This window comes from Streptomyces spongiicola (genome assembly GCF_003122365.1).
Lineage (GTDB): Bacteria > Actinomycetota > Actinomycetes > Streptomycetales > Streptomycetaceae > Streptomyces > Streptomyces spongiicola.
Genome location: NZ_CP029254.1, coordinates 1,649,854 through 1,664,683, shown reverse-complemented (window position 1 = coordinate 1,664,683; position 14,830 = coordinate 1,649,854). Strand labels below are relative to the sequence as shown.

9 protein-coding genes are annotated in these 14,830 nt (G+C 71.0%); 6 read left to right on the top strand and 3 right to left on the bottom strand.

All coding sequences use genetic code 11. The features are described 5' to 3' along the window. The first annotated feature begins 18 nt into the window (after positions 1 to 18). The 3 genes from speB (at position 19) to DDQ41_RS07165 (ending at position 6,809) form a co-directional block, all read left to right on the top strand. Positions 19 to 990, top strand: coding sequence for an agmatinase (gene speB, locus DDQ41_RS07175; protein ID WP_109297588.1), 972 nt, complete (start codon positions 19 to 21; stop codon positions 988 to 990). Next, positions 987 to 2,669 (top strand): thiamine pyrophosphate-binding protein, encoded by a 1,683-nt coding sequence (locus DDQ41_RS07170; RefSeq protein WP_109293725.1) that lies wholly within the window; start codon positions 987 to 989, stop codon positions 2,667 to 2,669. Before speB ends, DDQ41_RS07170 begins: the two co-directional genes overlap by 4 nt. A 327-nt stretch (positions 2,670 to 2,996) precedes the next feature. Next, positions 2,997 to 6,809 carry an ABC transporter ATP-binding protein gene (locus DDQ41_RS07165; RefSeq protein ID WP_109293724.1) on the top strand — a complete coding sequence of 1,271 codons (3,813 nt, stop codon included), beginning with the start codon at positions 2,997 to 2,999 and terminating at the stop codon, positions 6,807 to 6,809. Between the two features lie 337 nt (positions 6,810 to 7,146). Here DDQ41_RS07165 and DDQ41_RS07160 read toward each other — a convergent pair whose 3' ends face one another. Together DDQ41_RS07160 and DDQ41_RS07155 are read right to left on the bottom strand one after the other, a co-directional pair. Beyond that, on the bottom strand, positions 7,147 to 7,818 hold the full coding sequence (locus DDQ41_RS07160) for an ATP-binding cassette domain-containing protein (protein WP_109293723.1): 672 nt from the start codon (positions 7,816 to 7,818) through the stop codon (positions 7,147 to 7,149). Then, positions 7,815 to 9,905, bottom strand: coding sequence for a hypothetical protein (locus tag DDQ41_RS07155; protein WP_109293722.1), 2,091 nt, complete (start codon positions 9,903 to 9,905; stop codon positions 7,815 to 7,817). Before DDQ41_RS07155 ends, DDQ41_RS07160 begins: the two co-directional genes overlap by 4 nt. A 624-nt stretch (positions 9,906 to 10,529) precedes the next feature. Here DDQ41_RS07155 and DDQ41_RS32310 point away from each other — a divergent pair. From DDQ41_RS32310 to DDQ41_RS07140, 3 genes are all read left to right on the top strand, one after another. Beyond that, on the top strand, positions 10,530 to 11,066 hold the full coding sequence (locus DDQ41_RS32310) for a recombinase family protein (protein ID WP_262508377.1): 537 nt from the start codon (positions 10,530 to 10,532) through the stop codon (positions 11,064 to 11,066). A gap of 489 nt (positions 11,067 to 11,555) precedes the next feature. Further along, positions 11,556 to 11,897: a hypothetical protein gene (locus DDQ41_RS07145; RefSeq protein WP_245991011.1), complete on the top strand. Its 342-nt coding sequence runs from the start codon at positions 11,556 to 11,558 to the stop codon at positions 11,895 to 11,897. Positions 11,898 to 11,997: 100 nt separating this feature from the next. After that, positions 11,998 to 13,461 carry a S28 family serine protease gene (locus DDQ41_RS07140; protein ID WP_109293720.1) on the top strand — a complete coding sequence of 488 codons (1,464 nt, stop codon included), beginning with the start codon at positions 11,998 to 12,000 and terminating at the stop codon, positions 13,459 to 13,461. Positions 13,462 to 13,761: 300 nt separating this feature from the next. Here the strand turns inward: DDQ41_RS07140 and DDQ41_RS07135 are convergent, their stop codons facing one another. Beyond that, entirely contained in the window at positions 13,762 to 14,412 is a 651-nt protein-coding gene (locus DDQ41_RS07135; RefSeq protein WP_109293719.1) for an LppU/SCO3897 family protein, read from the bottom strand. Positions 14,413 to 14,830 lie beyond the last annotated feature (418 nt).

The following is a 14,830-nucleotide window of genomic DNA, read 5'->3' as shown; positions in this document are numbered from 1 at the left end:
GGAAGCAGAGGCATGGTCATGAGCAGCAACGAGACGCCGCGCGGCCCCATCGACTCGTCCCGCATCCCGCGGTACGCCGGACCCGCGACGTTCGCCCGGCTGCCCCGGCTCGACGAGGTCGGCAGCACCGACGTCGCCGTCGTCGGCGTGCCCTTCGACGCCGGGGTCTCCTACCGCCCCGGCGCGCGCTTCGGCGGCAACGCCATCCGCGAGGCGTCGAGGCTCCTGCGGCCGTACAACCCGGCCCAGGACGCCTCGCCCTTCGCGCTCGCCCAGGTCGCGGACGCGGGCGACATCGCCGCCAACCCGTTCAACATCAACGAGGCCGTCGAGACCATCGAGGCCGCCGCCGACGACATCCTCGGCACCGGCGCCCGCATGATGACCCTCGGCGGCGACCACACCATCGCGCTGCCCCTGCTCCGCTCGGTCGCCAGGAAGCACGGCCCCGTCGCGCTGCTGCACTTCGACGCCCACCTGGACACCTGGGACACCTACTTCGGCGCCGAGTACACCCACGGCACCCCGTTCCGCCGCGCCGTCGAGGAGGGCATCCTCGACACCGAGGCCCTGTCCCACGTCGGCATCCGCGGCCCGCTCTACGGCAAGCAGGACCTCACCGACGACGAGAAGATGGGCTTCGGCATCGTCACCTCCTCCGACGTCTACCGCCGCGGCGCCGACGAGGTCGCCGACCAGCTCCGCCGGCGCATCGGCGACCGCCCCCTCTACATCTCCATCGACATCGACTGCCTCGACCCGGCGCACGCCCCCGGCACCGGCACCCCCGAGGCCGGCGGCATGACCTCCCGCGAACTGCTGGAGATCCTCCGCGGGCTCGCCTCCTGCAACCTGGTCTCCGCCGACGTCGTCGAGGTCGCCCCGGCCTACGACCACGCCGAGATCACCTCGGTCGCGGCCTCCCACACCGCGTACGAACTCACCACGATCATGGCCCGCCAGATCGCCGCGTCCAGGAACGACAAGTGACCCACGACCACGACCTCGTGCTGCGCCCCACGGCGCGGCAGGCCGACGCCGCGCTCAACCCGCCCCCCGGCCGCAACGGCGGCGACCTCGTCGTCGAGACCCTCGCCGGGCTCGGAGCCACCACCGTCTTCGGCCTGCCCGGCCAGCACGCCCTCGGCATGTTCGACGCGCTGCGCCGCTCCGACCTCGGCTACGTCGGGCTGCGGGTGGAGAACAACGCCGGCTTCGCCGCCGACGCCCACGGCCGGATCACCGGACAGGCCACCCCGCTGCTGCTCTCCACCGGCCCCGGCGCGCTCACCGCGCTCGCCGCGCTCCAGGAGGCCGCCGCGGCCAGCGCCCCCGTCCTGGCGATCTCCAGCCAGGTCCCGAGCGAGGGCATCGGCGGCGGACGCCACGGCTATCTGCACGAACTGCGCGACCAGAAGGCGTCGTTCCGGGACGTCGTGAAGTCCGTGCACACCGTCCGCACCGCCTCCCAGATCCCCTCCGCCGTCGCCGCCGCCTGGGAGTCCGCGCTGACCGCCCCGCACGGACCCGTCTGGGTGGAGATCCCCCAGGACGTGCTGCTCGCCGAGACGGCCCTGCCGGTCGTGACGGCCCTGGACGCCACCCCGCGCGACCTCGTGCCCCGCCCGGAACTCACCGCCGCCGCCGCGCATCTCCTCCAGCACGCCGAGCGCCCCGCGATCATCGCGGGCGGCGGCGTCGTGCGCTCGGACGCCTCCGGCAAGCTGCTGGCACTCGCCGAGAAACTGGACGCGCCCGTCGTGACCACCTTCGGCGGCAAGGGGGCCTTCCCCTGGGAGCACCCGCTGTCGATGCAGTCCTGGCTCGAGGACCGGCACACCACCGACTTCCTCGAGGACGCCGACGTGCTGCTCGTCGTCGGCTCCGGTCTGGGCGAACTCTCCTCGAACTACCACACCTTCGCCCCGCGCGGCAGGGTCGTCCAGATCGAGGCGGACCTCGGCAAGCTCGAGTCCAACCATCCCGGGCTGGGCATCCACGCCGACGCCCGGACCGCGCTCACCGCGCTGCTGGAGACGGTGGGGGAACGCCGCGACCCGTCGGCCGCCGGGCGGGTCTCCGCACTGCTGTCGAAGGTCCGGGAGCGGATCGCCGGCCAGGAGCTGACCCTGGAGCAGGAGGTACTCGCCGCCGTCCGCGAGGCCCTGCCGGACGACTCCCCGAGCTTCTGGGACATGACCATCCTCGCCTACTGGGCCTGGTCCGCCTTCGACGCCCGCCGGCCGAACACCATGCACTCGGCACAGGGCGCGGGCGGCCTCGGCTACGGCTTCCCCGCCGCCCTCGGCGCGGCCGCCGCGGACCGCACCAGGCCGGTGCTCGCGGTCTCCGGCGACGGCGGCGCGATGTACTCGATCGCGGAGCTGGCCTCCGCGAAGCAGTACGAGCTGCCGGTGACCTGGCTGATCGTCGACGACGGCGGCTACGGCATCCTGCGCGAGTACATGACGGACACCTTCGGCGAGGCCACCGCGACCGAGCTGTCCCGCCCGGACTTCGTCGCGCTCGCCGAGTCCTTCGGCGTCCCGGCCGTGCGCACCACCGCGGAATCGCTCCGCGAGGACCTCGCCAAGGCCCTCGCACAGCCCGGCCCCTCGGTCGTGGTGCTGCCCGCGGTGCTCCGGATGTTCGCGCCGACACACCTGTAGGGCGAAGGGGCGCGGGTGCACTCGTGCGGGCTACGGGGCGCGGGTGCACCTGCGGGGCTGCGTTGCCTCCGGGGCGCGGTGACGGCGGGGCTGCGTTGGCTGCGGGGCGCGGTGACGGCGGGGCTGCGTTGGCTCCGGGGCGCGGATGCACCGCTCGCCCTCGGCGAACGCCCCGGCCTCAAACCCGCGAGTCGCGTGCCCGTGACCACGGCCGCCGGTCCTAGGTCCAGCGACCGTACTTTCATCCCACCGTGCCCCACCGGGATGAAATCGGGCCCGGTCCGCGTTGGTGCCTTCCGGCAGGTCAGGACGACGGGGAGGTATCCGGTGACGGCGGCGGCAGAGCGATCGTGGGCGCGGAGACTGGCCGGTTACGCCTGGCGGTACCGGCGGAACGTCGTGCTCGCACTCGGCTCGTCACTCGCCGGCATGGCGGTCATGGCCATCGTGCCGTTGATCATCAAGGTCGTGATCGACGATGTCATAGGCGGTGACTCACGGTCACTGTCCGTGTGGACCGGGCTGCTGATCGGTGCTGCGCTCGTCATCTACGCGCTCACCTACGTACGCCGCTACTACGGCGGACGGCTCGCCCTCGACGTTCAGCACGACCTCCGCACCGACATGTTCCGGACGATCAGCCGGCTCGACGGGCGCCGTCAGGACGAGCTGTCCACCGGCCAGGTCGTCGGGCGCGCCACCAGCGACCTCCAGCTCATCCAGGGCCTGCTCTTCATGCTCCCGATGACCATCGGGAACTTCGTGCTCTTCTTCGTCTCCCTCGGCGTCATGGCCTGGCTGTCGCCGCTGCTCACCCTCGTCGCGCTGGCCGTCGCCCCCGCTCTGTGGTTCATCGCCCGACGCAGCCGGGTCAGGCTCCATCCGGCCACCTGGTACGCGCAGCAGCAGGCCGCCGCCGTCGCCGGAGTCGTCGACGGAGCCGTGTCCGGGGTGCGTGTCGTCAAGGGTTTCGGCCAGGAGGACCAGGAGACCGGCAAGCTGCGGGACGTCAGCCGCAGGCTCTTCGCCGGCCGGCTGCGCACGGTCCGGCTGAACGCGGCCTACACCCCCGCGCTGCAGGCCGTGCCCGCGCTCGGCCAGGTGGCGATGCTGGCGGCCGGCGGCTGGCTGGCCACCCGCGGGCAGATCACGCTCGGGACCTTCGTCGCCTTCTCCACCTACCTCGCCCAGCTCGTGGGGCCCGTGCGGATGCTGGCCATGGTCCTGACCGTTGCCCAGCAGGCGCGGGCCGGTGTCGAGCGGGTCCTGGAACTGATCGACACCGAACCGGCGATCAAGGACGGCACCAAGGTGCTGCCGGCCGACGCCCCGGCGACCGTCGAGTTCGACGATGTCGGTTTCTCCTACGGAAACGGAAACGGAAACGGGAGCGGAAGCAGAAACGGGAGCGGAGACGGAGACGGAGACGGAGACGGAGAGGGAGACGGGAGCGGGAAGGGTACCCGGCCCGTCCTCGACGGCTTCTCGCTGGAGATCCGGTCCGGCGAAACCGTCGCCGTCGTCGGCTCCTCGGGCAGCGGCAAGTCGACCGTTTCGCTGCTGCTGTCGCGCTTCTACGACGTGTCGCACGGCGCGGTCCTCGTCGGCGGTCACGACGTACGCGAACTCACCCTGGAGTCACTGCGGGCCGCCGTCGGGCTGGTACCGGAGGACAGCTTCCTGTTCTCCGACACCGTCCGCTCCAACATCGCCTTCGGGAAACCGGACGCGACGGACGAGGAGATCGCCGAGGCCGCGCGTACGGCACAGGCGGACCGTTTCATCAGCGAGCTGCCCGACGGTTACGACACCAAGGTCGGCGAACACGGCCTCACCCTCTCAGGCGGCCAGCGGCAGCGGATCGCCCTCGCCCGCGCCATCCTCGCCGACCCCCGGCTGCTGCTGCTCGACGACGCCACCTCCGCCGTCGACGCCCGGGTCGAGCACGAGATCCACGAGGCGCTGCGCGGAGTGATGGCCGGGCGTACGACCCTGCTGATCGCCCACCGGCGGTCCACCCTCGGCCTCGCCGACCGCATCGCGGTCCTCGACGGCGGCCGGCTCGCCGACATCGGTACCCATGAGGAACTGCAGGCACGATCCGCGCTGTACCGGCGGCTGCTCACCGACCCCGACGAGATGGGCGGGGTCTCCCCGGGCCACACCCTCCCGGTCGAGATCCCGGAGGACCGCACCCTGCGGGCCGAGATGGACGCCGAGTTCGACGCCGAGCGCGGCATCACGCCCCCGCTGTGGGTCCGCAAGGAAGAGGAGGAAGAGGACGAGGCGGTCGGTGCGACGCCGGAACTCCTCGCCCAGGTCGCGGCGCTCCCTCCGGCGGACGGCACCCCGCAGGTGGACGAAGTCCGGGCGGTGACCCCGGAGGACGACGGGTACGGCCTGCGCAGACTGCTGCGCGGCTTCGGGCTGCCGCTGCTCCTCAGCCTGCTGCTGGTGGCCGTCGACGCGGGTATGGGCCTGCTGCTGCCGGTGCTGATCCGGCACGGCATCGACGACGGTGTCGAGCAGGCCGCGATGTCCGCGGTCTGGGTCGCCTCCGCCCTGGCGCTGCTGACCGTCCTCGTCCAGTGGGTCGGCCAGATCGGGGCCACCCGGATGACGGGACGCACGGGTGAGCGGATCCTCTACGCCCTGCGCCTCAAGATCTTCGCCCAGCTCCAGCGCCTGGGTCTGGACTACTACGAGCGCGAACTCACCGGCCGGATCATGACGCGCATGACCACGGACGTGGACGCGCTGTCGACCTTCCTGCAGACGGGGCTGGTCACCGCCTTCGTCTCCGTCGTCACCTTCTTCGGCATCATGGTCGCCCTGGTCGTGCTCGACCTCCAGCTGGCCCTCGTGGTCTTCGCGACGCTGCCCGTCCTGATCGTCGGCACGTACTTCTTCCGCCGTCAGTCGGTGAAGGCGTACGAGCTGGCTCGGGAGCGGATCAGTGTCGTCAACGCCGACCTGCAGGAGTCGGTGAGCGGGCTGCGCATCCTTCAGGTCTTCGGGCGCGAGCGGTCCGGCCGCCGGCGGTTCGCCGAGCGCAGCGCGAGCTACCGTGCTGCGCGGGTGCGTGGTCAGTGGCTGATCTCCGTGTACTTCCCCTTCGTGCAGCTGCTGTCCTCCGTGGCTGTGGCGGCCGTCCTGATCGTGGGCGCGGGCCGGATCGAGGCGGGCACCCTCACCGTGGGTGCGCTCGTCGCCTACCTGCTCTACATCGACCTGTTCTTCGCCCCGGTGCAGCAGTTGTCCCAGATCTTCGACGGATACCAGCAGGCCACCGTGTCGCTCGGCCGGATCCAGGAGCTGCTGCGGGAGCCGACGTCGACGAAGCAGTCCACCGAGCCGCTGGAGGTTTCCTCGCTGCGCGGTGACCTCGCCTTCGAGAACGTCTCGTTCGCGTACGGCGGCGGGGCCGACGGCGGGGACAGCGCGCTCAGCGGCGTCGACCTGCGGATCCCGGCCGGGCAGACGGTCGCGTTCGTCGGCGAGACGGGCGCGGGCAAGTCCACCCTGGTCAAGCTGGTGGCGCGGTTCTACGACCCGACGAGCGGACGGGTGACCGCCGACGGCACCGATCTGCGCGACCTGGACCTCACCTCCTACCGGCACCGGCTCGGTGTCGTGCCGCAGGAGGCGTACCTCTTCCCCGGCACGGTCCGGGACGCCATCGCGTACGGGCGGCCCGGGGCGGGTGACGCGGAGGTGGAGGCCGCGGCCCGTGCGGTCGGCGCGCACGAGATGATCGCCACGCTGGAGGGCGGCTATCTCCACGAGGTCGCGGAGCGCGGCCGCAACCTGTCCGCCGGCCAGCGCCAGCTCATCGCCCTGGCCCGGGCCGAACTGGTCGATCCGGACGTGCTGCTGCTCGACGAGGCGACCGCCGCGCTCGACCTGGCCACCGAGGCGCAGGTGAACCAGGCCACCGACCGGCTGACCGGGCGGCGCACCACCCTGGTGGTCGCGCACCGCCTCACCACCGCGGCCCGCGCGGACCGCGTGGTCGTCATGGCGCACGGCAGGGTGGTCGAGGACGGCACGCACGACCAACTGCTCCGGCGGGGCGGGCGGTACGCCGAGTTGTGGCGGACCTTCATCGGCGAGGAGGAGCCGGCCGCGGCCCGGACGTGAGCCCGCGCGGCCGGGACGTGAGCCCGCGCGGCCGGGACGTGAGCCCGCGCGGCCGGGACGTGAGCCCGCGCGGCCGGGACGTGAGCCCGCGCGGCCGGGACGTGAGCCCGCAGCGGCCCGCTTCCGAGTCCCCTGGAGCAAGCTGCATCCACTTTGAAGCGGCAGGGACTGGAAACGGAGCGTTAGCCACCGCACCAGCCCCCCCACCTACCAGGGACTGGTCAGAACACCCGGAGGGCGACGCGCTGGATGATCGTCAGCGCGTGGGTGCCGTAGACGAGGAAGACGACGGCGGCTACAGCGACGATGCCTGCGAGAGACCAGGTGAGACGGGGGTTCATGCGGCGGTGATCTCCTTGACCGGGTTGGGGTGGGTGGTGGTTCCCACCTGCAGGACGCTGTCGCACAGGTCCCTGACGGTGGGGTCGTGGGTGGCGATCACCACGGCGCAGCCGGTGTCGGCCAGGGCGCGCAGGGTGGCAATGACCATGTGGGTGTTGTCGAGGTCGAGGGCGCCGGTGGGCTCGTCGGCCAGGACGAGGGCGGGTTGTTTGACGATGAGGCGGGCGAGGGCGACGCGTTGCTGTTCGCCGCCGGAGAGGCGGTGGACGATGTCGTTTTCGCGACCGGCGAGTCCGACTTGGTGCAGTGCCTGGGCGAGGGTGGGACGGGATCGGCGGTTGGTGCGGACGGGCTTGACGGCGACGCTGAGGTTGTCGGCGATGGTGGCATTGTCGATCAGGGCGTAGTTCTGGAAGAGGTAGCCGAGGGTGTCGCGTCGATAGAAGCGGGCCTTGCGTGGGCTGAGTCTGGTGATGTCCTGACCTTGGTGGCGCATGGTGCCGGTGGTGGGGGTGTCGAGGAGGCCGAGGCAGTTGAGGAGGGTGGATTTGCCGGATCCGCTGGGGCCCGTCAGCGCGAGCATCCGGCCGGCCTCGATGGTGAAGGTCAGGTCCTGCCAGAGAGTGCGGGGGCCGAAGGACTTGGACAGCCCGTTCAGGTCGATCACGCTTCGGTCGATCCTTCCTTGACGATGCGGCGGTGGAAGAAGGTCAGAACGGCGAGGGCGGTTGCGATCTCGACAGCGACAAGGCCGGTGATGACGGTCATGTCCTGGCCGGTGATCGTCATCGGGTCGCGGGGAGCAGGGATGCCCATGGTCTTGTACTGCTCGAGGCCTTGATTCCATTGGTGGACCTGGTAGGGGAGCCAGGAGACGAGCAGGGCGGCGATCGCAGCCTCGGCGGCCAGTAGGGTGCGGTGGATGGTGGCGAAGGTCCAGCCGTGGATGTGCCAGGCGAAGATTCGTTGGGCGTTTCTGCGCGTGTGGACGATGACGACGCCGACGCCGGTGACGAGCAGGACCATGAGGGCGAATGCCAGGTTGAACAGTCGCAGCCGGAAGTCCGCGGTGATGTCGCGGATGGCCTGGGTGGCGTCGGCGGCGATGGGGCTGATGCCGACAACCTCGTTGCGCAGGTGGTGGGCGTCGATGTCGGCGGTGATGTCGGCCGGGTCGGGGAAGACGATGCTGCGCTGCGAGGCGTAGGCGGTGTAGCCCTTGTCGCTGATGTAGTCGGTACCGTTGGGGACGACGATGATGACCGGGTCGGTGAGGAAGGACTCGTCCGAGAGCTGGTCCTGTCCGGCCTCGCGAGTACCGCGGGCGTTGTAGGTGAAGATCTCCTGGCTGCCTGCGGTGGTCTTTACGTCGATCTGCTCGGCTGAGATCTGGTCCGGGTTGGAGGGGCTGACCAGGCCGGGCACCAGGTTTGTCAGCTTGTCGGCATGAGCGGCGAGGTGTTGCGGAACCATGAGCAGGATGCGGCCGTCGCCACCGGTGGTGGCAGGGTGGCGGCGGCCGTTCGGGGCGAGGATCTTCTGCTGCTCGAGGAACGTCTCGTTGGCCACCATCAGGTCGTCGGCGGGGATGCCCTGGGCGTCACGGGAGCGTGCGGGGTCCTTGTGGCCGGCGAGAACGATCTGGCCGTCGGCATCGGCCTGACGCAGCCAGGGGCCGACCTTCGCCTCCAGCTTCTTCAGCGAGTCGGGGGCACCGAGGTAGCCGTTGAGGCGGATGGTGGAGGCGTCGCCCGCCTTTTCGTACACGTTGAGATTGTCTTCGCGCCGGGCGAGGTCCTGTCCGGCCTGCAGGACCGAGGCGGCGATACCGAGGGCGAGCAGGAGGGCGGGCACGCGCACGAGGTAGGCGGCGGCTGCGGTGGAGCGGGCGGGTATCTCGCCCTTGAGGGCGGACAGGATACCGGTGCGCGCAGTCAGGGTGAGCATCGCGGCATGGGTGACGAGGACAAGTGCTGTGAACGCGAACGCCGTTGCGGCCGTGACGAGGGCGAACAGAACGAACCAGGCGAGGTGGTTGTACCAGTTCAGCAGGGCGGTCGCCACGACCGCCACGACCCCGAGGGCGGCAGTCCAGAAGCGGCTGAGCCGGCGCAGGTCGCGGGCGAGGATCGCGGGCAGGGACATGCCCTGCAGACGCAGCACTCCGTAGGCTTTGGCGTTGAGCAGGACGCCGGCGCCGGTCATGGTGACGCAGACGAGGGCGACGACGACGAGTGAGCCGGCCAGGGCGCTGCCGCTGTAGGTGTAGGAGAGCTGGTCGGGGGAGGTCGGCTCGGGGTGCGATGCGGTGAGGCCGTGCTGCTGCAGCAGTTCGAGGAAGGGCCGGACGGCGTCGGGATCGCCGAAGAGGTAGTACAGGCCGCGCGGGTCGCGGTCGGAGACCTCGGAGAACGGCCGGGTCGTGGTGGCTTGGCCGGGGCTGAACGCGGGGTAGCCGTCCTCGAGCCAGTCGGAGCGGGGGCCGACCGGGGTCAGGTAGAGGTCGCGGCTGCGATCGGGGTGTTCCAGGTCGAGTTCTTGGCGGCCCACGGTGACACCGTGGTCGCGGGCGAACGATTCGATGGCTTGTTCGATGGCGCGGCCGGTACTGGTGTCCCGCGACTCGGTGACCTGGACGACCGCGTCGTAGCCGAGGGTCCACTGATCTTCGAAGCTCCTGAGGAACAGGAAGGAGAACAGGGCGGAGAACGCCAGGATGGCGGCGTGGGCGAACTTGACGCCACGATGCAGCATGCGTGTCCTACGAGACTATGGGAAATCGACCGGCCGAATGACGGAAAGCGCGCATGCCCCCGAAGGGCCGCGGTGCGCGGGCCCCTTCGGGGGCATGTTACGCGTGCTGCTGAGTGGTCAGCAGATGATCAACCTGAGCCAGAGTGGGGCTGAACGAGAACGCCGCTGCCTTCGCAGTCGTGCAGATGCGCTCTACGAGCTGACTGCCCCGGGCGGACATCGTGCTGGACAACTACCACCACAGACTGCCGATGACGACCATGTTCGGCTCTGGCGCGCTGTCATCCTCGGACGGGCAGCGGGATGGCGTCCCGCCGGGTGGTGTAGCCGATGAGGGGACCGGCACTCGCACATCACGCCGAGCACTTCGGCCGGTTGGGGCACTCCCGGCGCCTGACCGGGCTACTTCGCGTACCGCGCCGGGCATGGAGATCATCGCTAGTTGGGTGCCGGACGACGAGGCGCATGATCGCTTACACCACCTCGCGGGACGCGACCGGCAGCGGTGCCCGACTTGGGGCGAGTCACCGCCCGGCACCTGAACAAGTACATTCGTGCCCGACAGCATCTCGACCTGCACCCACGGTTCCGCCCAGCACTCCATGCCGGACAGGCGAAGGCAAGGTGGCCATCCCTTACCGCACCGCCCGCTTCCGGCTCGTGCCCCAACTCGCCAAGGTGCTGAACGTGCCGACCCCGCCCGTACGGAAACCGGGGGCGGCGTGGATCGAGCTGCCCCGGTCCGTCAGGGGCGGCGGTGAGCCGGTCGGGCAGGTACGTCTCGGCTACGCCCGTGCCGCGACCGCCCGGCAGTCCCTGGACGCGCAGCTGGACTCCCTCGCCGTGGCCGGGGTGACACGGGTCTTCTCGGAGAAGATCTCCACCCGTGCTACCAAGCGGCCCGAACCGGAGGTCGCCGTGAAGCTCGCCGGAGAGCTCCGCTCCTCCGGCGTCGCCGTCACCCTCGTCGTCCACGAACACAAACGTCAAGGTCGCGGCATCGAACTGGCCATGCTCGGCGAGGAGCTGAAGGCAAGCGACGTCGGTCTGGAGTTCCTCACCGGCGAACTCCAGGGCTCGTACGACCCCTCTGGTGTCGTGTTCACGGTGCTGGCCGCCTTGTCCGGTACTGAACGCGGCTACATCCCCGACCTTCTCTAGAAGGCCACGCATCCGCCCGCGAACGCGGCAAGACCATCGGCGGCGCAGGCGTCACCGACGAGGTCATGCTGTCTATGGCCCTCCACCTGCGCGACATCGCCAAACGCCTCGTCATCACCACCGGCGCGCCAGGAGGGTCAGCACCCCTCACCCGCAACCATCATGCGCATGCTGCGCGAGCACGACGAGCAGACAGCCGCAGCCCGGCCGGGGGTTACTGACCCGCACCGGCGCCAGCAGGTGGATATCGAAAGCCCACCTGATCGGCTACGTTCCCCGTTCAAGATCCGCTGATTGCGGCTTTGGGGCTCACCTTGGCTGGGGCCCATCCCGCCCTCCCGGGCCCCGGCGGGCAACCCTCCGGGCCCCGGTCGCGTCGTCAGTCAGTACGTCAGTCAGTACGTCAGTCAGTACGTCAGTCAGTACGGCTCGGTGCGGGAGGGGGCAGGTGTGTTCGGGAAGCTGGTGAGGCGAGTGCTCGCTGTGCTCATGGTCGTCGGCGCGATGTCGCTCGCGGGACCGGGGGGCCAGCGGGCGGAGGCCGCATCCGTCTGCTTCGGCCGTCCCGCGAAGACGGTCGGGTTCGCCACGGGGGAACTGCGGGTCTACAAGAAGCGGCAGTACGTCTGCGCCCTCACCGTCGCCAAGCGGCCCGGCACCGTACGGCCGATGTCGGTGTCCCTCCAGCCGCGCGGCGGTCGCGCGTCCGTCGACAGCGGACGATTCACCCGGCAGGCGGGCCCCGTCACCGTGTACGCCCTCAACCGCTGCGTCCGGGTGTCGGGGGCCGTCGCCGGGAAGCGCGCCTCGACCGGCTGGACGCTCTGCTGAGAGAGCCCGTTTCCGCGCCGCGGGTCAACTCACCCTGGCCATGGCGGCGTTGCCCCGCTAGGTTCACCGCGACCGCTGTGAACCAAGGGGAGTGTGTTGCATGCGGAAAACGCGGAGAACACTGAGATGGCTGCTGTCGCTCGTGGTGCTCATAGGCGGCGCCGGGACGACGGCGAGCGCGGCCACCGCCGCCGAGCCAGCCGTCGGCTCGGCCACGGCGTCCGAGGACGCCACGTCCCGGGACATCAGGGACCGGATCCTCGCGATACCCGGGATGAGCCTCATCGAGGAGAAGCCCCACCCCGGCTACCGCTACTTCGTGCTCGGATACACCCAGCCGGTTGACCACCGGCGCCCGTCCAAGGGCACGTTCCAGCAGCGCGTCACGGTGCTGCACAAGGACACCACCCGGCCGACCGTCTTCCACACCAGCGGCTACCACGTCGGTACGACCCCGCGCCGGCGCGAGCCCACCCAGATCGTCGACGGCAACCAGGTCGACCTGGAGTACAGGTTCTTCAGCCCCTCGCGGCCCGACCCGGCCGACTGGTCCAAGCTCGACATCTGGCAGGCCGCCAGTGACCAGCACCGCGTCTTCACCGCGTTGAAGAAGATCTACGGCAGGAAGTGGATCGCCACGGGCGGCTCGAAGGGCGGTATGACCGCCACGTACTACGAGCGCTTCTACCCGCGTGACATGGACGGCGTCGTCGCCTATGTCGCGCCGAACGACGTCGACAACAAGGAGGACTCGGCGTACGACCGGTTCTTCGAGGAGGTCGGGACACCTGAGTGCCGTGACAGGCTGAACGCGGTGCAGCGCGAGGCGCTCGTCCGCCGCGATTCGCTGGAGGCGCGGTACACCGCCTACGCGGCCGAGAACGGCTACACCTTCAGCACCGTCGGCTCGCTCGACAAGGCCTTCGAGGCCGTGGTCCTCGACTACACCTGGGCCTTCTGGCAGTACGGCCAGGCGGCCGACTGCGCCTCGGTCCCGCCGGCGGCGACCGCCACCGACCAGGAGATCTGGGACAGCGTCGACGCGATCTCCGGCTTCTCCTTCTACACCGACCAGGGCCTGGAGCCGTACACGCCGTACTACTACCAGGCGGGGACGGAACTCGGCGCCCCGACCATCAAGCAGCCCCACCTCGAAGGCCTCAGCCGCTACGGCTACCAGGCGCCGCGCGAGTTCGTGCCCCGGGACATCCCCATGCGCTTCAAGCCGCGGGTGATGGACGACGTGGACGGCTGGGTCCGCCACCACGCACGGCGGATGCTCTTCGTCTACGGCGAGAACGACCCCTGGGGTGCCGAACCGTTCCGGCTCGGCAAGGGCGCGCGTGACAGCTACGTCTTCACCGCCCCGGGCGCCAACCACGGTGCCAACGTCGCCGGCCTGAAGGCGGACCAGCGGGCCAAGGCCACCGCCCGGATCCTTCAGTGGGCGGGCGTCGCCCCGGCCGCGGTCCAGGAGGACCCGTCCAAGGCGAAGCGGCTGACGAAGCCCGACACCAGGCTCGACAGGCAGGACATCGAGCGGGAGCCGATGCTCCGTCCGTGACCGCCGAATCCCGGTGGCCCGGCTGGATCCCGGGACCTCGGCGGTACTGCCGAACCCGGGGTACCCGGTCTCACCCGTTTGGCCCCGGTCGGTCACCGTCGTTCCTGTTGGCAACAGGTGGTAACGGTTGCCGCCTGCTGGTATCTGCTCAACCCGTTGAACGCGGTTGAACCAGGCCGAACCCGGTTGGCCCCGGACCCGGGGGCCGTGCCGGACCTCGGCGCCCCCGGGCCCGGAGGCTGTGGGGCTGTGTCCCGCGGCCGGTAGCCGCGTCCCGCCGCCGACTCGCGATGCGCCGAGTCACAGGCGGCGGGCGCAACCCACCGGTGCCTCGCCGACGGGCAGCTCCACGAACAGGTCCGTCGACCCCGGGCACCGGGACCGCTCGTCCACGGCCGACTCCAGCCTGAACTCGGGTCGGTGCGCGCCGGACCCGTCACAGGGGGTCTCCCTCACCTGCCCCACGCTGGAGCCGTGGAGGCAGTCTCCGACGACCGTGTGCGGGCCGCCCCCGCCTCCGGGGTCGCCGGGGTGCGGCGGCTCCAGGTTGCGCATGCACGCGTAACCGCGCGGCACCGAACCGTCGCCGTCCTCGTCGAACTCCGGGCGGTGCTCCGAGATGTGCAGCACGAAGTCGGTCGCCGCGGGGCAGGCGGGCCCGTCCCGGCGCCGTCCGTCGTGGCGGGCGATCACCCGTGCGGCCGCCTTCTCGCTGGTGCAGGGCACCTCGCGGACATCGGTGCGGCCCCGGCCACTGCAGTCACCCGGGCCCAGGAACAGCGGCCCGTGCGCGGCCGGTGCCGGTGCCGTGGCGGCCCGTGCCGTGGCCGGTGCCGAGGCCGGGGCCTCCCCGGCCTCCGGAGGGCCCTCGCTCCCGGTGTCCCCCGAGACCGGCCCGCAGGAGACCAGCACCGCGCACACCACTCCTGACCAAAGCCGCCGTATGCGCATGGATCCCCCTGCTCGGTCCCTCCAGGGTGGCCCGCCATGGCGGGCGCACGCCAGGGGAGCAGGGGGCTTTCCACCGTGTGGGGGAGTGGGGCTGGTAGCGCGGCGTACCCCGCGCTACGCCGGGGCGTGTTGCGGTGGCGGCTCCGCCGCTCCGCGGGGCATTGGTGCCGCGTCAGGCGGCGTTCGCCCCGTCCCGTCCCGTCCCGTCCCGCCCCGGCGCGGCGCCCGGCACGGCCGGCCCGGCGGATCGCTGCGTTGCCGAATCAGCCGGGCGGCCCCGCTGCGAGGCCGATCGGGCACCCTGTACCGTGCCACCCCGCACCGTGCCACCCCGCACCGTGCCACCCCGCACCGCGCCACCCCGCACCGCGCCACACCGCACTACACCGCACCGCACCGCACGCCGCGCGGGCGTCGC

Coding starts and splice junctions, on each gene's coding strand:
- speB (WP_109297588.1), top strand. CDS start 19: ATGAGCAGCAACGAGACGCCGCGCGGCCCCATCGACTCGTCCCGCATC.
- DDQ41_RS07155 (WP_109293722.1), bottom strand. CDS start 9,905: ATGCTGCATCGTGGCGTCAAGTTCGCCCACGCCGCCATCCTGGCGTTC.
- DDQ41_RS07145 (WP_245991011.1), top strand. CDS start 11,556: ATGGTCGTCGGCGCGATGTCGCTCGCGGGACCGGGGGGCCAGCGGGCG.
- DDQ41_RS07140 (WP_109293720.1), top strand. CDS start 11,998: ATGCGGAAAACGCGGAGAACACTGAGATGGCTGCTGTCGCTCGTGGTG.
- DDQ41_RS07135 (WP_109293719.1), bottom strand. CDS start 14,412: ATGCGCATACGGCGGCTTTGGTCAGGAGTGGTGTGCGCGGTGCTGGTC.